Here is a 22146-nt window from a genome sequence, read left to right as displayed (position 1 = left end):
GGCTGTGCCCTCGGTTCATCACGCTCCAGATGGGCCTACCTAGGCCCGCCACCGAAAAACGGGTTGAACGTCGAGAAACTCACGTGGAAACCCGATACTCGACACGACTCCCGTTTTTCGGCGACTGACACTCCACAGCCTGCGCGAATCAGCGCACACCGAGCCCCTTGAAGACCGCGATGATCACTTTCTGCCCGGTGAGGTCTCCTTCGAGGTGAACCAGTCGTCCGGGCTCGCTCGCATGTCCCAGAACATGCCGGCCATGATCTCGGCCCCCTGCGTCAGGATCGAGGTCAGGGCGTGCTCGTCCGGTGCGTGCTGATTGCAGCCGGGGTAGGAATGCGGCACCCACACGGTCGGCAGACCCAGCACCTCGGCGAAGACATCGTTGGGGATGGTTCCGCCGAGGTTCGGTTCGATCGCGGCCTCGAGCCCGGTCGTCGCCCTGATCGACTCTGCGGCCGCCGCGACGACGCGGGCATTCGGATCGAGCCGAGTCGCCGGCATGCAGTGCTCGAAGACGACATCGACCCCGTGGATTCCCTGGGCCTCCAGGTGGGTCCGCACCGTGGACTCGAAGTCGTCGATGTCGGTGCCGACGACGAACCGCAGCTGCATATGTGCCTCAGCCGCACCCGGGATCGCATTGACCACCTGGTCCGGGTTGCCCGCGTCGAGTGCGAGGACCTCGATGACATTGAAGGCGAAGACCTTCTCCGCCGAGGTGAGCCCTGGCTCTCCCCAGTCAGGGTCGGTCTCGGGTGATCCCTCTTCGACCACCTCGGGCAGCTTCGCGACGGCTTCGAGCACCGAGGCGGGCGGGTCCTCGGGGCGCAGCGCGGGGATCCGAATGACGCCGTTGCCGTCGACGAGGCAGTTGATGGCCGCGGCCAGGACGGTGGCACAGTTGCGCAGCTTCCCACCCCAGTTTCCCGAGTGGTGGTCGCCGTCGCGGTCATGGACGACGAGCCTGAAGTTCAGTGCTCCCCGGGAACCGAGGAAGAGGGTCGGATGCTCGGCTGCGATCCGCGGTCCATCGGAGGCGAGAAAGAGATCAGCGTCGAGTTCGTCTCGATGCGCGGCGGCAAAGGCCTTGAGCCCCAGGGACCCGGCCTCCTCAGCGGTCTCCATGAGGATCTTCACGTTGTAGCCCAGCCCTCCGCCCGCGCCGGTGTCGAGTGACTCGAGAACGGTTCGCAGGGCCAGAGAATTCACTGTGTGCTGACCCTTGTTGTCGGCACTGCCTCGTCCATAGAGCCGGTCGCCGTCGCGGGAGAGCACCCACGGATCGAGGCCGTCTGCCCATTGCGAATCATGGGCGAACTGCACATCGCCGTGACCGTAGAGGAGGACCGTGGGCAGGCTGGGATCTTCGATGCGGGAGGCGATGAGCAGCGGATGCTCATCGGACTCCGGATTGCCATGGATCGTCGTCGCGAAGCCCAGAGCCGCGAGCTCTGGTGCGACCTCCTCGGCGAGGTAGGAATGTGCGGCGGCGCCGTTGCCGGCAGCTTGGCTCTCGGTGCGGCGAGCGACTCGAGCTGCCAGCAGATCGAAGAAGTCCTCACTGCGCACGAACTCCCCGGCCCTTCGTGTGACGAGGGCACGGTCTGCGGTATGCGCCTCGGTTGGTACATGGTCTGTCGGTGCCGCCTCGTTGCGGTCGGTGCTGTGATCTGAGGTCATGAATGCAGACTGGACGAGAACGGCTCGGATGGAAAGACGGATCTGTCCGAAGCCCGGTGCGAATCCCGCATGGCAAGTGTGCATGTTATACACCACCCCGCGTAAAGTGATCGCATGCCCGACCTGCGTAGCCTCAATACCCTGCTGGCACTGGTCGAATATGGGTCGATTCATCTCGCCGCACGAGCCCTGTTCGTCTCCCATTCGACTGCCAGCCGACAGATCAAAACACTCGAAGACCATTACGGCACGACGCTCTTCGAACGCTCGGTGACCGGAGTGGTGCCCACCGGCCCGGGCCTGGCCGTCGCCGACTTCGCACGACGGATGATGGCCGAATCCGAGCTGCTCACCGATTCGTTCGGCTCCTACTCCCAAGCGGTCGAGACCATCACCATCGTCACGAGCACAGGGCTGGGCCAGACCGTCGTCGCCGATGCCATCAATCGGGTCATGACCACCACTGACCAGGTGCAGGTCTCGGTCATCGACCGCACCTCACTTCAGGCACTGCAGGTGCTGAAGAACCGGGAAGCGGATCTGTGTGTGAATTTCTCCGTATCCGATCAGAATATCGACTCGATCCCCGGCGTCAGGCAGATCGATCAGGTTCGGGCTCGGAATTTTGCGGTCCTCGACAAGAAGCATCCGCTGGCCCGTCGGTCCAGTCTCCACATTCGTGATCTGATCGACTACCCGATCGCCACGCTGTCCGCCGGCAACACGGCTCGGATGAGGATCGAACAGGCCGTTCGCGCTCAAGGGCAGGTGTTCTCGCCGACGATCGAAGCCACGTGCCCCGTGCTCACAATGCGAGCAGTGTCGGGCACGACGATGATCGCGATGATGGCGGAGCGGACGATCCCGGACAACCTCGCCCATTCGGGGTGCACCGCCGTGGAACTCGACGACCCGGGACTCGATGCCCGCTACATCCAGATCCTCGCAGCCGATCCGCAGCGGGAGTCAACGGGTCTCGATCTGATGATCCAGGCGCTGCGCAGAAAACTCGCGACGAGGTAGTTGACCACACGAAGAACTACGGCGCCAGACAGCCGATTGAAATGTGGACTTCCTGATCGGTGAAATGTGGAGTGCTGAACCGGTGAAATGTGGAATGGCCAGTCGGTGAAACAACGCTGCTCTGAACGCTGAGATAGGGAGCATCACGACGCTCGCACTCCACATCCGGTCCACATCATGGATCCGCTTCCTGCCCTCCACCGGCAACGGCCGATAATCGTCAGCATGGGCAATGAAGCGCAGACACACGATCTCGATCGGATGAAGAGGCGCGGGCGGATCATGCGACGGTCCGCCTCGTTCAACGTCGCTCACGCCGTCGACGACCTGGGCCCGGGCACCGGGGCCCAAAGCATCCAACGCGCCCTGTCGCTGCTGGGCCTCGTCGGCATCATCGGCAGTGAGAACCCGGGCGGCGCGCCCCTGGGTGACATCGTGGCCATCAGCGGTCGCCCCAAAGCCAGCGTGCATCGTATGCTCAATGCCCTCATCACCATGGGATACGTCGAACGGTGCGAGGACAGCGGATACCGCCTCGGCGTGCAGTCGCAGATTCTGGGTCAGCTGGCGCAGAAGTCCGCCGACCCCGCCCTTGAAGAGTCCGAGTCGAGTCTGCTCAGGCTCGCCGAGCTCACCCAGGACACCGCTTTCCTCACGCTGCGCACCGGCAGCTACTCGATCTGCGCCCGGCGGGAGGACGGCTTCGGCCCGATCTTCAACAATGCCCTGGCCGTGGGTGATCGCCATCCCCTGGGCATCGGTGCCGGAAGTCTGGCGATCATGACCCAGTTCGCCGACGCCGAGGTGGACGCATTCTTCGACGCCAACGACCGAATTCTCGCCGAACGCTACCCCAAGGTGTCCGTTCCCGGCCTCAAGGACATCATCCGCCGAGGCCGTCACGACGGATTCGTTCACAACCCCGGCCTGTTCGCTCAGGGTTCCTGGGCGATCGGGGTGCCGGTCAGAATCAAGGGCAGACAACCGCGGGCGGCACTGTCGATCGCCAGCATCGAGGAACGCATGACCGGAGCTCGTGTGTTCGAACTCGCCGCGCTGCTCCACCACGAAGCACACCAGATCGCCGCGGCAGTGACCGACCGAGCCGCGTCGAACGATGAGCTCTGTGATCGCGACGACGGCCCGACGGGCATGGAGGGACACCTGTGAGCAAGTCCGCGCAACCACCCGAATCCGACGACAGTGTTCCCGAATCCGATGACAGTGTCCGCGACTCCGAGGTCGGTGCCCCTCAACCCGACTACCGCCTCGGCGAGGCCGGTGACCTCGTCATTCATGCCGGGCCTCGTCAGAGCCCGCGAATCCTCTCGGTGCCGACCCGCCATACTGCGCACGTTCTCGACCTTGCTGACGGTGATGACCTCTTCCCATCCGTCGTCGGCCTCCTCGAGTCGCTCGAGGTTCCTGGGCTCATGGTGGAGTTCGTCGACGGCGAGTTCGGCCGGATCAACTACGTCTACCCAGCCTATGGGCCCGACGCCGAGCACCCCATGTCCTTCACGTCCGAATTCCACCGCGAGGGTCCGGCGACGCTGAATCACGCCTCGGCGACGGTGGGCTCGAGGGACGGTGCTGCCTTCTGCCATATCCACGCCTCGTGGATCACCGAGGAGGGCGTGACCAGGGGCGGTCACCTGCTGCCCGGCACCCGTGTCGGCCCGACGGGCATGCGCCTGCGGGTCTTCGCGCTGACCGATGCGACGCTGCTCAGCGAGACCGACCCGGAAACCGGGTTCTCGGCATTCGCACCGGTGTCGGCACCGACTGGTCCTCCGACAGAGGAGCCGGCCGACGCGGTCATCTCCCGCGTGCGTCCCGGCGAACTCATCGACGAGGCGATCACGTCCGTCTGTCGTGAGGCGGGATTCGATTCCGCCGAGGTGCGGGCCAGTCTCGGCAGCACCACCGGTGCCGTGTTCACAGACGCGAGCGCACCATGGCCGGCGGTCGAGTTCACGCACCTGACAGGTTCGATCACGGGCGCTCTGGGTGAGGACCCACTGGTGCGATTCGAAGCGGAGGTCATCGATGTCGCCGGCGACGTCCACGCCGGAGTGCTCGCTACCGGGGCGAATCCGGTGGCGGTGACCTTCGAACTCTTCGTTCGCCTGGCGTAGCCCGCCCCACACCGGCCCTCAGTCCTGCGCCCCACCCACTACCTGAGCATAGACACCGAAGAACGGTTCACCCTTGTCATTGCCACCGCGATACTCGGCCAGGGTCTTCACGACCCTCAGGCCACGCACACCGGTGACGGGATCGAGGTCGATGACCGCGCAGCGCGGAATCGCCTCCCCGATCCGCACCCGAACCCCGCCCAGCAGCATCTCCCGCCCGGCCCAGGTCTCCTCTAGATAAGGAACTTCGGTATTGATGAGGACCGTCGCTCGGAACCTCGCCGCCTCGGCAAGCAAATCGGGATGCCCGACTCGTGCCCCGAGATCGGCGATGGAGGCCGTGGTCACGAGCGTGACCGGCTGCCCGTAGACGACGTCTCCACGCGGAACATGAGCCAGACGCACAGGCTTGCCCAACCAGGACGACAGCAACGCATCATGCGATCCTCGGGTCAGCTCGGCTGCGACCGGCCTGCCCCAGTAATCGCAGGTCAGCGTCTCACCTGAGGCCTCCGGTGCGGCGCATACACTCCGCCCGTCGGGCAGCGTCACCTCCAGCTCGGCACCATGGAACTGGGCGACGATGCCGACAAGTGCGGGATTCTGCACGGTCCGCAGCACTCGCCGTTTGTCGATGTCGACGAGGCAGTACCGACGGTCGCCTACCGGCCCCCACTCGTCGAACTCGGCATCCGGCTGCGCCAAATGTCGTGTTCCCTTGATCGGTGTGAACCCGACGCTGCGAACAGCAAGCTCCTCCGAAGGCTGACTCACAGTCACGACATCACTGCTCCGCCGTCGATGCGCAGGATCTGGCCCGTCGTGAAAGCCGCGCCGTCGCTGGCGAGGTAGGCGACCGCCTCGGCGATCTCAGCCGGTGTGCCCATGCGGTCCAGCGCCTGGTTCGAGGTGTCGTAGGCCTGACCTGCGGTGAGAGCGGATTCCACCGGCCCTGGAGCCACCGAGTTGCAGCGGATTCCCTGCCGCCCGTATTCCTTGGCCACCCACTTCGTCAGCGCGATGATCCCACCCTTGCTCGCCGCATAGGCCGGCCCCGACCGCGCCCCTGCCTCACCATCGGACACGGCACCGCCGTTGATGCCCGAGATCGAGGAGATGTTGACGATCGCCCCTGCTCCGGCCTCGAGCATGTGGGGGTGGATGGCGGCCTTGATGAAGTTGAACGTTCCGCCGAGGTTGGTCTCCAGGTCACGCTGCCATTGTTCGAACGTGATCTCATCGATCCCGACCCGAGCCGCGGTGCCGGCATTGTTGACGAGGATGTCGATCCCGCCGGAAGACTCGACGAAGGAACCGACAGCCGCAGTGACCGCCTCCGCATCACGGACATCGAGTTCGTACCCGGCGAATGACTGCTCGGGGAACTGCTGGGACAGACTGGTCGCGGCCACCTCGGCGCCCTTGAGGTCGATGATCCCGACCGATGCTCCGCGCCTGGCCAGGACGGTGGCGATGGCCAGGCCGATACCTTGTGCCGCCCCTGTGACCAGGGCGGATTTGTTTCTCAGCAGATAGGGTTCCATGGTTCTCCTTGAAGTGGTGAAAGACGGGCGGTGGCGAGCTGCCGGGGCTCAGCCGACGTCGAGGAGGTCGGGCAGCCAGTTCGAGATCGCGGGAATGTAGGTGATGAGCAGCAGGGCGATGATCGCGGCGATGAGGAAGGGCATGACTCCGCGGATGACTTCCTCGATCCTGATCTTGCCGATGCCGGCACCGACGTAGAGGTTGAGCCCCACCGGTGGGGTGAACAGGCCGATGGCGAGGTTGACGGTCATGAACACACCGATCGTGGTCATGTCGACGCCGACTCCCAACAGGATCGGTACGAGGATCGGGATGAACAGGTAGAAGGCGCTGATCGCGTCGACGAAGGCACCGACGATGAGCAGGATGATCGTGATCACGGCGAGGATGACGAACTTGTTGTCCGTGACCGACAGGACCGCCGTCGACACGGTCTCGGCGATGCCTTCGACGGTGATGACGTAGGAGAAGAGGCTGGCCACCCCGACGATGAACATGATGACCGCCGTCGAGACTCCCGATTCCAGGAACACCTTCGGCAGGTCGGGCAACTTCAGTTCGCGGTAGACGAAGAAGCCCACCAACAGGGCGAACACCGACGCCACAGCACCCGCCTCGGTGGGGGTGAAGATGCCACCGTAGATGCCGCCGAGGATGATGACGGGGATGAGCAGACCGGGAATGGCCTTGACCAGGGCGGCGAGGAATTCCCCGAAGCTGCCTTCGGCATGCGTGCCCGTTCCGGTGACGCCGACCGTTCCGTTCCCGGAGCCGGTCATCGACCCTGCTCCCGCAGTCGTGGCACCCGACCCCGCCGAGGTGGCCCGACCGGTCGTCGGCCCCGACGTTCCAGCCGTGCCGGTTTTCAGCAGTCGAGTCTTCGTCGCGCCGGATCCTGACGCCGTCGTCGGCGTCGGCGAAGCGGTCGCAGGCCCAGCGGTCGAGTCCGAGGTCACGACCGCCTCGGCGCCGGTGGTGGTGCTGGGTCCAGTGCCCGCGGCCAGCAGTCCTCTGCCCGAATTCACGGGCAGGCCCGCGAGCTCGCGGACGCGGGGAACGAAGAGGGCGGCGATGAAGAACGCGAGCGCCATGATGATGCCGGGCACGATGCCGGCGATGAACAACCGGGTGATCGAGATCGACCCGAACTCCGAGGCGACGACGGCGAAGATGATGAACGCGATCGACGGCGGCACGACGATGCCCATCGACCCCGAGGCCGCGACGAGGGAGACCGCGTGCTTCTTCTGATAGCCGTTACGCACCAATGCGGGTATGAGAATCGCACCGATCGCGGCCACCGTCGCCGGTCCCGATCCGGAGATCGCGGAGAAGAAGAACGCGGAGATGATCGTCACTGCGGCCAGACCGTGGCTGAACCGGCCGAAGACCAGGAACGCGAGGTCGACGAGGCGCTGGGAGATGCCCGTGTACTGCATGACGATGCCGGCGAGGATGAAGAACGGAATCGCCAACAGCGTGCCCGAACTCATCGACGGGAACATCACCGAGGGCACCACGTCGAGGACCTGGAACCCATCAGTGGTGATCAGCACGGTGACGGCAGCCAGTCCGAGGGAGAACGCCACCGGGATACCCAGGGCCAGGAACAGAAAGAAGCTTCCGAACAGCAGCAGCGTGATCATTTGCGGCCTCCCTCACGGTCGGTGGTGCCGGTGGAATGGGCGGAACCGGTCGTGTGGGCCGACCTCGCCTCGTGTGCCTGTCCGGTCAGTTCCGTGTCGTCGATGACCGGGGCGGCTTCCTGCGTCATGCGCTGCGCGACCGCCTCGGCGGAGGTGTCCTCATTCAACGACACCCGCGCGGCCTGCAGGGTACGGACGATTCCAAGGAGGCCGGCCAGCGGGATGGAGAGGGTGAACAGCCACTGCGGGATGCCCAGCGACGGAGTCGCCCGGCCGCGGATGGCCTGATTGATCATCATCTCACTGCCCCAGACGAGGAGGACGGCGAGGAAGATGATCATCAGAGTGGTGCCGATGATGATCAGAGCCCGGCGCGCCCTCGGTTTCGCGTTCTCCACCAGGTAGGTGAAGCCCAGGTGCGCGCCGAGGCGGATGCCCACGACAGCCCCCATCAACGTCAGCACGACGAGGAGGTTGATCGTGATCTCCTCGCTGAAGGCCAGGGAGGCCTGGAACGTGTAGCGGGAGACGACGTTGACGAAGGTGACGACGACGATGATCATGAACGAGGCGATGACGACCCAGTCTTCGAACCATTTGACGATTTTCATCTCAGAGTCCTTCCGGAATGAACGCTTCGGACATGTCCTTGCCCCAGATCTCGCGGTATTGCGCGTACAGCGGTTTCAGTTCCCTGCGGAACTCCTTCTTCTCCGAATCGGTGAGTCTGTTGACCTCCATGCCGCTGTCCTCGAGCTCGGCGATCAGCTCCTTCTCCCGATCGCGGTTCTCCTTGATCTGGAATTTGTTGGTGTCATCGGCCAGGCGGCTGACGAGCTTTTGGTCCTCGTCGTCGAGGGACTCGAAGAGCTTCTCGTTGACGCCGAACACCAGCGGATCGTAGGAGTAGTTCCACAGGGTCAGGTAGGGCTGGACCTCTTGCAGGTTGGCGGAGTGGATGACGTCGATCGGGTTCTCCTGACCGTCGATGGCACCCTGCTGCAGCGCGGTGAAGACCTCGCCGAAGGGCATCGTCGTCGGATTCGAGCCCAGTGCCCGGTAGAGGTCGGTGTAGAGACCGAAGCCGGGGATGCGGAACTTGAGCCCGTGCAGATCTTCCGGGGTATGGATCGGGTGGTGCGTGTTCGTGAGCTGACGCATGCCCGATTCGCCGAAGCCCAGGAGGTGGACGCCGTGTTCGGACAGGTAGTCGGAGTAGACGTCACCGCCCTCACCTGCCAGCGCGTCCTGTCCCTCTTCGACCGTGTCGAAGACGAAGGGGGCGGTGACGGCGCCGAAGCGGGGGTCGACTGCCGAGTAGATGATCGGCGAGTTGTAGGAGAAGTCCTTCGCCCCGTCCATGAGCTGCTCGACACCCGCGGTGGCCTCACCGGCGGAGAGGCGTTCGTTGCCGAAGACCTTGAGGGTGATGCGTCCGTTCGTCTCCTCTTCAAGGTCCTTCGCGAACTTCTCGGCCGCCAGATACCAGGTGCTCGTGGAGCCGGTGGTGACCGTCATCTTCCACCGGTACTTCTGCTTCCCATCGTCGGTCGTGCCGAAGTTCGTTCCACAGCCGCTGACCAGCAGGACGAGCGCGACCAGCACGGCGCACCAGCCGAGCATGGTCCTCTTCGTCGGTGTTGTCGGCACCTTTGCCTCCATCATTGAGTTGTTCCTGTCTGTGTTCATCGTCGCGACTGCTTCGTCACGGCTGGTTCTGTCGGTCTGTTCAGGCCCGCAATCTGATCAGGTCTTCGGGGTTCCGGCGTGGTGGACGAGTCCGCCATCGACCGGGATGAGCGTGGAGTTGATGTAACTCGAGTCGTCCGAGGCCAGGAACACCGCGAGCTTGGCGATGTCCTCTGGCTGGCCCATCGTCCCCGTCGGGGAGAGTGCGTGCCGAGCAGAGAGCATGTCCTCGACCGAGTCGTAGTGACCGCTGATCGAGTTGTGGATCAGCGGTGTCTCGATGAGTCCCGGAGCGATCGAGTTCGCTCGGATGCCCTCGGCCGCGTGCTGAGCCCCCACGACCTTCGTCAGCTCGATGAGCCCGGCCTTCGACGACGCATAGGCCGGGTAGTCGTAGCCCAAGTAGCGCATTCCTCCCACCGAGGAGACGGTGATGATCGACCCGCCACCGGCCCTGCGCATGTACGGCAGGGCCTGCTTCATCGCGGCGAATGCTCCCGTGAGGTTGATGTCGAGGGCCTTCGCGAAGGCTGCAGTCTCGAGTGAGTCGAGTCCCCCGTTGACGACGATGCCGACGTTGTAGTGCAGCACCGTGGGGTCACCGAGGGTGGTCGCGCAGTGGTCGAAGGCCGCAGACAGAGAGTCCTCGTCCCCGACGTCGGCGACGACCGTGGTCACCCGTGCGTCCAGGTCGCCACCCTCGCCGAGGTTGTCGGACGGAGTATGCGCCTCGCCGTGGCTGTCCGGCGAGTCGGTTCCGTCACCCCGGTCGCTGGCCTCCCCGAGTGCCGCACGCGCATGATCGAGCGCCGCCGGATCGCGGTCGACGATGCACACTCTCGCACCGGCGGCCAGGAACTCCTTCGCTGCGGCGAAGCCGTTGTTGACCTGCCCTTCCGGGGTGCCGCAGCCGATGGCCATGATGGTCTTGCCGGTCAGATCGCTCATCGTGCACTCCCCCGCCCTGCCGAGTATTCGGACTTGAGTTCCTTGCGCGCCAGCTTCCCGTACGCCGTGACAGGCATCGCCTCGACGAAGTGGATCTCCTTGGGCACCTTGTACGGTGCGAGCGCTGACTTGCACAGGGCGCGCAGGCGTTCGCTCGGGTCTGTTCCCGCGCTCGCGTTGGCGCCTGGGTCAGCGCTCGAGCCGGCGCTGGCATTCGCCGCGCCACTCGACGCTGGTTCGATGATGGCGATGCCGATCTCTCCCCACTGCGGATCCGGCACGCCCACGACCACGGCCTGGGCCACCTCGGCGTCGGTGAGGAGGAGCTCCTCGATCTCGCGCGGGTAGACGTTCGACCCGCCGGAGATGTACATATCGGATTTTCGGCCGGTGAGGAACAGGAAACCGCGCCGGTCGAGGTAGCCCACGTCGCCGGTGTGGAAGACCCCGTGGGCAAAGGACTCGGCGTTGGCGTCGGCTCGGCCCAGGTACCCGGCGCAGACGGTGGGTCCGGCCACGCAGACCTCACCTTGCTCACCGGCGGCCAACTCCCGGCCCGACTCGTCGAGGATGACGATGTCGACGCCGGTGCGGGCACGACCGCAGGTGCCGATTCCGGCGGAGTCGACGGGAATCTGACCGTGTTCCTCGGGACGGAGGACAGTGATCGCACCGGTGACCTCGGCGAGGCCGAAGTACTGCACCAGGCAGGGCCCGAGGCGTTCCAGTGCTTGGGATTGGTCGGCCGCGAGCATCGGAGCACCGGCGTAGATGACCCGATTGAGGCTATGATCGGCGGGCCCGCGGTCGGCAGGAAATCCGGCGACGATGCGGTTGAGGATGGTCGGGACGGTGAAGGCGTTGGTGACCCGGTAGCCGTCGATCGAGTCCCACAAGGTGCTCGGATCAGCCTTGCCACCAGGATGGATGATTGAGGGCGTGCCGCCGAAGACCTGCGCGAGCATATGGATCCCCGCCCCATGCGAGAGCGGCGCGAGCACCAGTGAGGCACCGTCTTCGTCCTCGGTGGGGAAGAGATCGCAGCGATGATTCATGAGCACGGCGCCGAGGTGGCGGTGGGTGAACGTCGCCGCCTTGGGTTTGCCTGTGGAACCGGAGGTGAAGAAGTACCAGCAGGGGTCGTCCTCCTCGACCGCGAAGTCCCCGACGGCGTCCGCGCTCGAGCGGACCACTTCGCGTCGAGAGGACCCCTTATAGCCTGCTCCCTCGACGTTAAGTGGTCCGCTCGATGAGGCTGGTTCAGCTGGAAGCTCGCCGATCCACAGCACGGCTCCGGTGAAGCCTGTCTGTTTCAGGGCCCCAACGAAATCCGCGTGGGCGCGGTCGGCGATGATGGCTGCGGGCACGACATCGGCGCATATACTCAGCAGCTCTTCGGTCGACAGTGCGGCATTGGGTGGTGCGATGACCGCTCCGGCACGGATGATGCCCCAGAAGGATTGGATCACCTCGGCGTGGTTGGCCGAGACGAGGAGGACACTGTCGCGCCGGCCCACTCCCCCGTCTTGGAGGGCCAGTGCCAGTGCCTCTGCGCGATCGTCGAGTTCGCTCCAGGTCCAGCGCACCGAGTGATCGTCGTCGATGACCGCGGTGTGGTTCGGGATCCGGCGGGCCGTCTGGGTGAGGAAGCGGGAGACGTTGACGCCGCGACGAGGTGTCGGCGTGAAGTCCTTGGCCGGTGAGGTCTGGGAGATGGCGCGCATCAGCGTGTGCGCTCGAGGATCGAGGCGAAGTTGGACACTGCAGCACCGCCCATGTTGAAGACTCCCGCGAGTTCGGGATCCTGAATCTGGATGCCTGGTGAGCGGCCCGTGAGTTGGGCTGCGGCCAGCGCGTGCATGGAGACGCCGGTCGCACCGATCGGGTGTCCCTTGGCCTTGAGGCCGCCCGAGGGGTTGACCGGCAGTGCACCGCCGACGGCAGTGGTGCCGTCTTCTAGGAGGCGGTGGCCCTGGCCGGGTTCGGCGAGTCCGAAGGCCTCGTATTCGAGGAGTTCGGCGATGGTGAAGCAGTCATGGGTTTCGAGCAGGTCGAGATCGAAGATGTCGATACTTGCCGCCTCGAGGGCCTGGGTCATGGCGCGGCGGGCGCCGGCGAGTTCCAGCGGGTCGCGCTGGGAGAGGGGAAGAACGTCGTTGGCGTTGCCCATGCCGCGCCAGGTCACTGCCTTATGCGCCGAGGCGGCAACATCCTCGGCGGCCATGACCATGCCGACGGCCCCGTCTGAGACCATCGAGCAGTCGGTGCGGCGCAGGGGTTCGGCCACGTAGGGGTTCTTCTCCGAGACCGTGTTGCAGAACTCGTTGCCGAGGTCCTTCTGCATGTGGGCGAGCGGGTTGTGGGAGCCGTTGGCGTGGTTCTTCGCGGCAATCCTGGCGAGTGTCTCCGAGTGGTCGCCGTAGCGGTCGAAGTACTGGCGGGCGATCTCTCCGAAGACTCCGGCGAAGGATTTGTAGTGTTCTTCCTCTTCCCGGTAGCTGGCACTGAGAAGAACTTCGTTGACGTCGTGGCCCGATGCCTGGGTCATACGCTCGGCCCCGATGACGAGCGCGGTCTTGTGCCGGCCGGCGGCGATGGAGTCGTGGGCGGCGAAGACAGCGGTGGAGCCTGTGGCGCAGGCGTTCTCATGCCTGTGCGCCGGGGTGAGGGCGAGTTCGGGGATCACGACGCCGGGAAGTGCTGCCTCGAATCCCTGCTTGGACAGGCCGTTGTTGTAGACGCCGACGTGGATGACGTCGATATCGGTCGGCTCGAGGCCAGCATCGGCGATGGCACCCCGGGCGACGTCGGCCATCATCTCCGGCAGCGGCGATTCGGAGCGTCCGAACTTTCCGTGGGACCAACCGATGATCGCAGGCTTGGGCATGGACACTCCTTTGCGTCCTCCACCGAGGTGGGGAAGTCGACAGTTACTCTTGCTGTCATACTTTCGTCAGTCCCAGTTATCGGTCAATACGAATCCACCATATGGAACGAGGAGTGTCTCACCCAGGCGGCACCACCCTCAAGAAACAGGTGGAGGACAAACCGCCACGTCGAAACTGCGCCGCCACGTCGAAACTACGTCGCTGCGCCGAGACTCCGGTGCACGCCCGCGTGTGTCGACGCAGCGGCGTGGTCTCGGTGAGAGCGAAGTAGCCCCCCGGGCCACGCCTGCTCAGGCTTTCACCGCTTCAATCCCTCAGAAGCGCAGCACCTCACCCTTTCAGCCGCGTCATCTCCGGGTCGAAGATCGGCTCGGCGGTGACAGTCGCAGGCAGCCTGCGTCCCAGGTATTCGATCTCGACGCCATCTCCGACGCTCAAAGTGTTCGGAAGCCAGGCGTAGGCGATGGTCTGCCCGATGGAGTATCCATAGGCCGCCGAGGTGATGTAGCCGTCGGCCTTGCCCGCCCCGGTGTCTGCGCCGCCGGTTTCACCGCCGGACACTGCACCATCGGGTCCGCCGACACCAGCACCAGCCACATACACCGGCTCACTCCCCAGCACCACATCCTCCCGCCGGTCGAGCGTCAGGCACGTCAGCTTGGTCTCGGCGGCCGCCGCCCGCGCCTCAAGCGCAGCCTTCCCCCGGAAGTCATCGGTCTTCGAGGCCTTCACGGCAAATCCGAGTCCCGCCTGCACGGGCTCGTGCTCACTGGTCATATCGGAGCCGAAGGAGCGGAACCCCTTTTCCAGCCGCATCGAGTTGAAGGCTTCACGGCCACCGGCGATGAGCCCGAACTCCCGGCCGGCCTCCCACAGCACGTCCCAGAGTCGATGCCCAAGGTCAGCCGAGGTGTAGAGCTCCCAGCCCAGCTCACCGACATAGGACAGACGCATCGCGGTGACGGGGACGCCGCCGATGGTGATCTGCTTGGTGCGGAAGTATTTGAGCCCGTCATTGCTGAGGTCATCGTTGCTGACCCGGCCGATGACCTCCCGGGCGAGCGGACCCCAGAGGCCGATGCAGCAGGTTCCCTGCGTCGTCTCACGCACGGTCGCCCACTTACTCGGATCTGCCGCCGACTGTTCCCGTGCCGCGCGGGTGATGGTGGCGAAGTCGATGTTGGAGTTCGCGCCCACCTGATACGTCTGCTCATCGAGGATCGCGACGGTGATATCGCTGGTGATGCCACCCTCGTCGTCGAGCAGCAGGGTGTAGCTGACCGCGCCGGGCTTGCGCAGCATCGACGAGGTGGTCAGCCCGTGCAGCAGCTCGCCGGCTCCTGGCCCCTTGACCTCGAAGCGCTTGAGCGCGGTCATGTCATATATGGCCACATTCGTCCGCGTCTTCCAGGCTTCGACCGCCGCGATCGGGGAGTGGAACATATCCGCCCATTCGTCCCGCGAGGGCGCCTTCCATTCCTCGGGCAGTTCGTCCAACAGGGCAGCGTTGGCTTCGTACCAGTGCGGTCGTTCCCACCCGTTCGTCTCGAGGAAGAATGCGCCGAGCTCTTTCTGCCGGTCGTTGAACGGGCTGAGCCGCAGGTCACGAGGTGAGACGCGTGGCTGCAGGGGGTGGATGACGTCGTAGATCTCGACGAAGTTCTGCTGGGAGGTCTCACTGACGTATTCGGGGGTCGTCAGCGCGTCCTCGAAGCGGTTGAGGTCGATGCCGGACAGGTCGGTGTTCGACCGGCCTTCGGCGATGAGTTCGGCCACGGCCTTCGCGATGCCGGCCCCATGGGTGACCCAGACCGCCTCGGCGACGAAGAATCCGTCGACCTCTCGCGACTGGCCCACGAGCGATCCGCCGTCGGGTGTGAAGGAGAAGATGCCGTTGAAGCCGCGCTGAACCTGAGTCTGGCGCAGTTCGGGCAGCAGCTCCTTGGTGGCCTCCCATTCGCGGGCGAAGTCCTCGGGTGTGAAGTCCAGGCTCGAGGGCATGACCTCGTCGGTGATCTCATCGGGCGAATAGGTGCGCAGCGTGTCGAGGTCGACGGGCATCGGGCGGTGGGCGTAGGAGCCGATGCCGATCCGCTCGCCCCATTCGCGGTAGTACAGATCCTTGTCCTGGTAACGCAGGATGGGCGCCGAGGCTCCTGCCGGCTGTTCGTTCTTGCCGACGAGGCTGGGCACCTCGGTCGTCCAGGCGAACTGGTGGCCCAGAGGCAGCAGTGGAATCGTCGTACCGACCATCTCACCGATCTTCGGCCCCCAGAATCCGGCGCAGGAGACGACGATGTCCGCCGGGAACCTGTCGTCGCCGGCCAGCACTGCCGTGACCTTGCCACCGGACTGCTCGATGCCGGTGACGGTGGTGCGGTCGCGGAACTCGACACCAGCGGCCCGAGCGCGGTCCATGACCAGCTGGGTGCCACGAGCGGCGAGCGCCAGCCCATCACCCGGGGTCAGCAGTCCCCCGAGGACCTTGTCAGGGTTCAGCATAGGGAACAACCGAAGGCATTCCTGCGCATCGACCACCTCGGCGTCAACACCCCAGGACCGGTTCCACCCGGCACGGCGGTGCAGATCCTGGAGCCGGTCGTTCTGGGTCGCGATCTCAAGACCGCCGACGGGCAGGAACGAACCCCGACCGTCGGACCCGGTCAGCGAGGTGAGCTTTTCGATCGTGTACTGCGCGAACTCGGCCATCGACTTCGACCCGTTCGAGGAGAACACCAGGCCGGGTGCGTGCGAGGTCGAACCACCGGGGATGTTCAGGGGCCCCTGTTCGATGACGAGGGTGTTGGTCCAGCCGAGCTGGGCGAGTTCGTCCGCGAGGTTGGCTCCGACGATGCCGGCTCCGATGATGACCACGCGAGGTGAGGATGGTGAAATCGGCACTGGGTACTCCTTTGTGGTGCAGTGAAAAGACTGAGGTGGTGCAGTTGGTGCGTGGGCCGGCGGAGGTCCTGCCCCGTCGTGCTGGCGGCCCCTGGCCGGCGGGCTCAGGCGTCGATGACCAGGTCACTCGTCGCCGTCGAACAGCAGGGCAAGAATTTCCCGGCGTCGATCTCCCGTGCGCGAATGCCGCCTTGGTGGTTCATGTCGACGTCCCCGTCGAGCTTGACGACCTTGCACGAGCCGCACATGCCCTCTTGGCAGTTCGCCCCGATCTTCACGCCCGCACGGCGCGCGGCGTCGAGGACGAATTCCGACGAGCCGACCCGAACGTTGAGCCCGCTGCGCACGAACGCCATCGTGTGCTCACCTTCACCCACGGTAGCGAAAGTCGCCGGGTCGACGACCGTGGTTTCGTCATCTGCCGCGTCGTCGAAGTCCACCGTCGCCGAGGCGGTCGCCGGTCCGGTCTCGGACGCGGAGTCGGACTCGACGTCCGTCGCAGTCTCGATCCCCGCCACGACCACCTCGACCTCCGGCTCGACCGGGACTTCGGCCAAGGCGTCTACGGCCTCGAGCGGCGCGCCGACGGCCTCGACGGGCCCCTCGGCGGTGTACTCCGGCTCGTACATCTCCAAGGCGGCAGGCTGGGCTTCGTAGTACTCCTCGCTGGCTGAAGCGATCTCTTCGGCGATCTCGCCGGCGATCGCGACTTCCTCGGCGTATTCGGCGCGGGTCTCCCGGTCACCGGAGAAGAACTCCACGAACACCGAGGTGTCGTCCACGCCGACCTCGCGCAGACATTCGGCTGCGGTGTTGAGGTATCCCTCGGGCCCGCACGCGAACACCTGTCGCCCGTTGGCGTCGGGCACGACTTCGTCGAGGAGTGGGGTCGAGAGTCTGCCGACTCTGCCCGTCCAGGCAGGTGCGGATCCGGCCGACCGCTCCCCAGACTCCTGGTTTGCCTGTTTCCGGTCACCGAGGGTGTAGATGACTTCGATCCGAAAGTCGGCCTTTGCCAGGAAGTCGAGTTCCTCGGAGAAGGCGAAGCGATCCGGCGCGGAGCCGTGATAGAGGAGAACCACGTCGGCCTGACCGGGCAGGGAATGGATCGTGCGCACCATGGACATCAGCGGGGTGATTCCCGCCCCTGCGCCCAGCAGCAGGTAACGGGCTCGCCGATCATAGTCGGCGAGGTGGAACGCTCCCACCGGGCCCAGCATCTCAAGCACCGTGCCCGGTCGAACGGACTCATGGGCCCAGGTCGAGACGAGTCCCTTCGGGTCGCGCTTGATCGTGATGGAGAACGTCCACGGCTCCGTCGGGGCACTCGAGATCGAGTAGCTGCGAGACACCGGCTCGGCACCCGGACCATGCACGGGAAAGTCGATGTTGATGTACTGACCCGACCGGAATGCCAGTGGGGCACCGTCCATCCGGCGGAACACGAAGACCATCATGTCGCCCGCCTCGGGGATGGTCTCCACACATTCCGCGGAGAATTCCTGCGGGTGCCACGGACCCAGGGCAGTGGCGGCACCAGCGGGTTCAGTCGTGCTGGAAAGCACCCGGTTCCATGGCATCTCGAGGCCCCGGATCCGCTGCGCGAGCGGAGTCGTGGGGTCGGCGAGGCGCTTCATCCCACGTGCTCCCGCATCCGAGTCACGTACCAGTTGATGAAGGCCTCGACCTGGTATTCGCTCTTCATATAGGGACCCTGCTCGTAGAACGGGCTGCCGGCGCCCCGTTGGCACAGCTCGACGAAGTTCTTGTCCTGCAGGTTCGTCTGCTTCCACGTGTGCGTCAGCGTCTCGAGGTCGTAGTCGACGCCCTCGACCGCATCATCGGCGACGAGCCAAGTGGTGCGCACCAGCGTCTGATGCGCATTGATCGGGAACACCGAGAACGTGATGACATGATCGCCGAGGAGGTGGAACCAGCTGTTGGGCTGCAGGTGCATCGAGCAGCGTCCCAGACGAAAATCGGGAAGATCGCCGAGGAGCTTCTTCACCAGGCGTCTGCCGTCGGCTGAGAACGACTCCCCCTGTCCGTCGAGGGATTCGCGGGAGATCCGGATTCCGGCGATGCGAGTGTCGAGTTCCTCGACGACTTCATAGGGCAGTCCGTAGCGTCGGCACCGGTATTCCAGTGAGGCCTGGGCCTGCTGGTTGCGGTCCCAGACGTCCTCGAGGTGTGGTGGGATCGTCTCATCGGTCAGTCCCCAGGTGGGGAACAGCGCACAGGCGAGCTCGGGGTGGCCGTCGCAGTGGTAGCACTCGCGGTTGTTCTCCATCACGAGCTTCCAGTTGGCCTCCTCCACGATGTTCTGCTGGTAGGCCACCTTGGTCTTGGCGAGTTCGTGTGGGGCGACATACGGTTCGAAGACTGCCGCGGTGTCGTCGAAGTCGGTCGGTGGTTCGTCGGCCAGGCAGAGGAAGACGAGGCCCGCGGCGATCTTTCCGTGGGCACGTTTGAGTGAATAGCAGGCCTTGTCGAATTCCATCTCGCCCGGCGCCGAGGCGTGGATGAGTTTGCCCTCGGGCGAATAGGTCCACGAGTGGTATCCGCACACGAGGTTGCCGGTGGTTCCGCTGTCCTCGGTGAGGACGCGGGCGCCGCGGTGGCGGCACACGTTGTGGAGGACGTTGACTCCGCCGTCGTCGGTGCGCAGCACGATGAGGGAGTAGGGGCCGTAGTCGAGCGTGACGTAGTCACCTGGCTCGGGGATCTCCGCAACGCTGCAGGCGAAGACCCAGTTCTGTCCGAAGATGGCCTGCATATCGAGGTTGAAGAGATGATCATCGGTGTAGAACGGCGCCTCGAGGGAGAAGCCGGTGCGTCGGGTGTCGAGGAGCTGTCGAGTGTCGTCGAGCCTCTCCTCGCTGAAGCCGGCAGGGAAGCCCTGCTTCGTCGGCGCCAGATTCACTGCGGTCAATTCCATCTCCCTTGATGTGCGCTGCACCTTGATCCGTGCTGTCAGAACCTTGATCCGTGCTGTCAGAGACGACATTAGCGATCCGGACACTGCAGTAAAAGCGCGAGATTCTGGAGGATTATGTGCGGATTCCCCGTATGATCCAGGGCACAATAGTGCCATGATCGATCCGCGTCTCATCACGCTTCGCACCTTCGCCGCCTGCGGCACCGTCGCCGCGACCGCCGAGCTCACCGGATACTCGCCCTCCGCAGTGTCCGGGCAGCTGCGCGAACTCCAGGCGAGCCTCGGGATGACCCTGCTGACCAGGGACGGACGCGGGCTGCGTCTGACGGCGACGGGTCGGCATCTCGTGCGACGCTCGGACCGGCTCATCGCCGAGTGGGAAGACATCCGCGCCTCATCGCTGAGCGCCGGTGACCAGTCCCCCACACACTTCGGCATCGGCGGCTTCTCGACGGCATCGTCGAATCTGCTCGCGCCCCTCGCGGCCCACCTGCGCACCTCGCATCCGGAATCCTCCGTTCACGTGACTGAGGCCAGCCCGACGCGGTGCTTCGAACTCCTCATCGCCGAGCGCATCGACCTCGCCGTAGTCGTGTCGATGCAGGGCGATGTCCAGGTCGAGGATGATCCGCGGTTCGAGAAGGTCGACCTCCTCGATGATCCGCTCGACGTCATGGTGCCCTCCGACCACAGGGTCGCCACGCTCGAATCCGTGACGCTGGCCGAACTGGCCGCCGAGGATTGGATCACCGCCGTGCCCGGATCGCCCTATCACGCGCTGTTCATCGCCGCCTTCACCGCGGCGGGCGTGACCCCGAGGATCTCGCACGAATCCGTCGAATGGGAGACGCAGGCGGCACTCGTCGGTGTCGGCGTGGGCGTCAGTCTGCTGCCTCGACTGGTCAGCCTCGCCGGGGAGGACAATGTCACCCGAGTCCGCCTGAGCGGGCCGGGCCGACTCAGCCGGAAGATCGTCGCAGCAGTCCGCGCCGGCAGCCGCAGTTCGCCACTGATCAAGGAATCCCTGCGCCATCTGCGGGCCACCTCTCAGCACATCCTGGCGACCCGCCTCGGCGAATAGGGGAATCAGGACGAATAGGGGGATCAGGACAGGGGCGCTCGGGAGAGGAGCGCTCGGGAGAAGGGCGCCAACGATGACTCTGCGGGTGCAGGGCATCCCGCAATGACTGCGCGCTCCGCGTTGTGAGATGCCTGCAGTTGGTATCCGAGACGGCTATTGACAGACGCATGAGCGAACGGCGAGACTGCAGTCACGTCTGATGAAAGACTGATATTTCAGGAGTCCGGTCGGCTCTCCTGACGTTCGCCACATCCACATTCTTTCGAATGGAGACTCAACGATGAGTAACAAGGCAATCAGCTACGCAGGTCCCGGCAAGGTCGAGGTCGTCGACACCGAGTACCCTGATTTCGTCCTCAAGGACGGACCCGGCGTCCATCCTGCCAATGTCGGCCGCAAGGTCGATCACGGCGTCATCCTCAAGACCGTGGCCACGAACATCTGCGGCTCCGACCAGCACATGGTCCGCGGCCGCACCACTGCACCGGAGGGTCTCGTGCTCGGCCACGAGATCACCGGCGAGGTCGTCGAAGTCGGTCGTGATGTCGAGTTCGTCAAGGTCGGCGACCTCGTCTCCGTGCCGTTCAACATCTCCTGCGGTCGCTGCCGGAACTGCATCGAACGCCAGACCGGCATCTGCCTCAACGTCAACCCCGACCGCCCAGGCTCGGCCTACGGCTATGTCGACATGGGCGGATGGGTCGGCGGACAGGCCGAATACGTCCTCGTCCCCTACGCCGACTGGAACGTCCTGAAGTTCCCGGACAAGGACCAGGCGATGGAGAAGATCCTCGATCTGGCGATGCTCTCCGACATCTTCCCCACGGGCTTCCACGGTGCGGTCGGTGCCGGCGTCACGATCGGCTCGACGGTCTATGTTGCCGGCGCAGGTCCGGTCGGAATCGCGGCGGCCACCTCGGCGCAGCTGCTCGGTGCATCGGTCGTCATCGTCGGTGACCTCAATGAGGACCGCCTGGCGCAGGCACGCGGCTTCGGATGTGAGACCGTCGATGTGTCCAAGGGCGACCCGAAGGATCAGATCGAGCAGATCCTCGGCACTCCAGAGGTCGACTGCGGTATCGATGCCGTCGGGTTCGAGGCTCGCGGCCACGGCAAGGATGCGGACACCGAAGCACCGGCGACCGTGCTCAACTCGCTCATGGACATCACACGGGCCGGCGGCGGCCTGGGCATCCCGGGACTCTACGTCACCGGCGACCCGGGGGCGGCCGACAAGGCGGCCCAGGAGGGATCGCTGTCGATGCGCTTCGGGCTCGGCTTCGCGAAGTCCCACGTCTTCGTCACCGGCCAGTGCCCGGTCATGAAGTACAACCGCGGCCTCATGCACGCGATCCTCAACGACAAAGTCTCGATCGCGAAGAACGTCAATGCCACCCCGATCGCGCTCGAGGATGCCCCGCAGGGCTACGCCGACTTCGACTCAGGTGTGGCGAAGAAGTTCGTCCTCGACCCCCACGGCCTGATCAAGGCCTGAGGCACCAGCAGCGCCACCAGCAGCACCAGGAACCTCCGCCGAAACACGGGCGCTGCGTCGAAACACATGGGTGCAAACCCGAGTGTCGGCGCAGCACCCGTGTTTCGGTGCCAGAGCCCCGCGCCTCGCCCGCTTCTCGGCGTGGCACCCGTGTTTCGGCGTCGCGGG

17 protein-coding genes are annotated in these 22146 nt (G+C 65.1%); 5 read left to right on the top strand and 12 right to left on the bottom strand.

What is annotated here, in order from left to right:
- Nucleotides 1-183 precede the first annotated feature (183 nt).
- Nucleotides 184-1686 carry a M20 family metallopeptidase gene (locus L0G76_RS05610; protein WP_304356335.1) on the bottom strand — a complete coding sequence of 501 codons (1503 nt, stop codon included), beginning with the start codon at nucleotides 1684-1686 and terminating at the stop codon, nucleotides 184-186.
- 114 nt (nucleotides 1687-1800) lie between these two features.
- On the opposite strand from L0G76_RS05610, the gene L0G76_RS05605 reads away from it, so the two are divergent.
- The 3 genes from L0G76_RS05605 (at nucleotide 1801) to L0G76_RS05595 (ending at nucleotide 4847) form a co-directional block, all read left to right on the top strand.
- Nucleotides 1801-2709 carry a LysR family transcriptional regulator gene (locus L0G76_RS05605; RefSeq protein WP_301537310.1) on the top strand — a complete coding sequence of 303 codons (909 nt, stop codon included), beginning with the start codon at nucleotides 1801-1803 and terminating at the stop codon, nucleotides 2707-2709.
- A 225-nt stretch (nucleotides 2710-2934) separates the two neighbouring features.
- Nucleotides 2935-3879 (top strand): IclR family transcriptional regulator, encoded by a 945-nt coding sequence (locus L0G76_RS05600; protein WP_304356334.1) that lies wholly within the window; start codon nucleotides 2935-2937, stop codon nucleotides 3877-3879.
- Nucleotides 3876-4847 (top strand): PCC domain-containing protein, encoded by a 972-nt coding sequence (locus L0G76_RS05595; RefSeq protein ID WP_304356333.1) that lies wholly within the window; start codon nucleotides 3876-3878, stop codon nucleotides 4845-4847. The genes L0G76_RS05600 and L0G76_RS05595 overlap by 4 nt, the downstream gene beginning before the upstream one ends.
- A gap of 18 nt (nucleotides 4848-4865) precedes the next feature.
- Here the strand turns inward: L0G76_RS05595 and L0G76_RS05590 are convergent, their stop codons facing one another.
- From L0G76_RS05590 to L0G76_RS05540, 11 genes are all read right to left on the bottom strand, one after another.
- Nucleotides 4866-5621 carry an MOSC domain-containing protein gene (locus L0G76_RS05590; RefSeq protein ID WP_304356332.1) on the bottom strand — a complete coding sequence of 252 codons (756 nt, stop codon included), beginning with the start codon at nucleotides 5619-5621 and terminating at the stop codon, nucleotides 4866-4868.
- Nucleotides 5622-5623: 2 nt separating this feature from the next.
- Nucleotides 5624-6391 (bottom strand): SDR family NAD(P)-dependent oxidoreductase, encoded by a 768-nt coding sequence (locus L0G76_RS05585; protein WP_304356331.1) that lies wholly within the window; start codon nucleotides 6389-6391, stop codon nucleotides 5624-5626.
- Nucleotides 6392-6439: 48 nt separating this feature from the next.
- Nucleotides 6440-8038: a TRAP transporter large permease subunit gene (locus L0G76_RS05580; RefSeq protein WP_304356330.1), complete on the bottom strand. Its 1599-nt coding sequence runs from the start codon at nucleotides 8036-8038 to the stop codon at nucleotides 6440-6442.
- Entirely contained in the window at nucleotides 8035-8649 is a 615-nt protein-coding gene (locus L0G76_RS05575) for a TRAP transporter small permease (protein WP_304356329.1), read from the bottom strand. Before L0G76_RS05575 ends, L0G76_RS05580 begins: the two co-directional genes overlap by 4 nt.
- Nucleotide 8650: 1 nt before the next feature.
- Nucleotides 8651-9688: a DctP family TRAP transporter solute-binding subunit gene (locus tag L0G76_RS05570; protein WP_304356328.1), complete on the bottom strand. Its 1038-nt coding sequence runs from the start codon at nucleotides 9686-9688 to the stop codon at nucleotides 8651-8653.
- 96 nt (nucleotides 9689-9784) lie between these two features.
- A complete protein-coding gene (locus L0G76_RS05565; protein WP_304356327.1) occupies nucleotides 9785-10675 on the bottom strand; it encodes an SDR family NAD(P)-dependent oxidoreductase in 891 nt (296 codons plus the stop codon).
- Nucleotides 10672-12399, bottom strand: coding sequence for an AMP-binding protein (locus L0G76_RS05560; protein WP_304356326.1), 1728 nt, complete (start codon nucleotides 12397-12399; stop codon nucleotides 10672-10674). The genes L0G76_RS05565 and L0G76_RS05560 overlap by 4 nt, the downstream gene beginning before the upstream one ends.
- Entirely contained in the window at nucleotides 12399-13562 is a 1164-nt protein-coding gene (locus tag L0G76_RS05555; RefSeq protein ID WP_304356325.1) for a thiolase domain-containing protein, read from the bottom strand. The genes L0G76_RS05560 and L0G76_RS05555 overlap by 1 nt, the downstream gene beginning before the upstream one ends.
- 331 nt (nucleotides 13563-13893) lie before the next feature.
- Nucleotides 13894-16464: a GcvT family protein gene (locus L0G76_RS05550; RefSeq protein WP_304356324.1), complete on the bottom strand. Its 2571-nt coding sequence runs from the start codon at nucleotides 16462-16464 to the stop codon at nucleotides 13894-13896.
- A gap of 104 nt (nucleotides 16465-16568) precedes the next feature.
- Complete coding sequence (locus L0G76_RS05545; protein WP_304356323.1) at nucleotides 16569-18101, bottom strand: flavin reductase family protein; 1533 nt, start codon at nucleotides 18099-18101, stop codon at nucleotides 16569-16571.
- Nucleotides 18098-19402, bottom strand: a complete 1305-nt coding sequence (locus tag L0G76_RS05540; RefSeq protein ID WP_304356336.1) for an aromatic ring-hydroxylating oxygenase subunit alpha — start codon at nucleotides 19400-19402, stop codon at nucleotides 18098-18100. The genes L0G76_RS05545 and L0G76_RS05540 overlap by 4 nt, the downstream gene beginning before the upstream one ends.
- A 154-nt stretch (nucleotides 19403-19556) precedes the next feature.
- Here L0G76_RS05540 and L0G76_RS05535 point away from each other — a divergent pair, with 154 nt between their 5' ends.
- Both L0G76_RS05535 and fdhA read left to right on the top strand, forming a co-directional pair.
- On the top strand, nucleotides 19557-20483 hold the full coding sequence (locus L0G76_RS05535) for a LysR family transcriptional regulator (RefSeq protein ID WP_304356322.1): 927 nt from the start codon (nucleotides 19557-19559) through the stop codon (nucleotides 20481-20483).
- A 280-nt stretch (nucleotides 20484-20763) separates the two neighbouring features.
- On the top strand, nucleotides 20764-21978 hold the full coding sequence (gene fdhA / locus L0G76_RS05530) for a formaldehyde dehydrogenase, glutathione-independent (protein WP_304356321.1): 1215 nt from the start codon (nucleotides 20764-20766) through the stop codon (nucleotides 21976-21978).
- The last annotated feature ends 168 nt before the right edge of the window (nucleotides 21979-22146 follow it).

It is taken from the genome of Brevibacterium picturae, assembly GCF_030453725.1.
Lineage (GTDB): Bacteria > Actinomycetota > Actinomycetes > Actinomycetales > Brevibacteriaceae > Brevibacterium > Brevibacterium sandarakinum_A.
The sequence above is the reverse complement of the archived record's forward strand: the minus strand, read 5'-3'. Positions and strand labels throughout refer to the sequence as shown.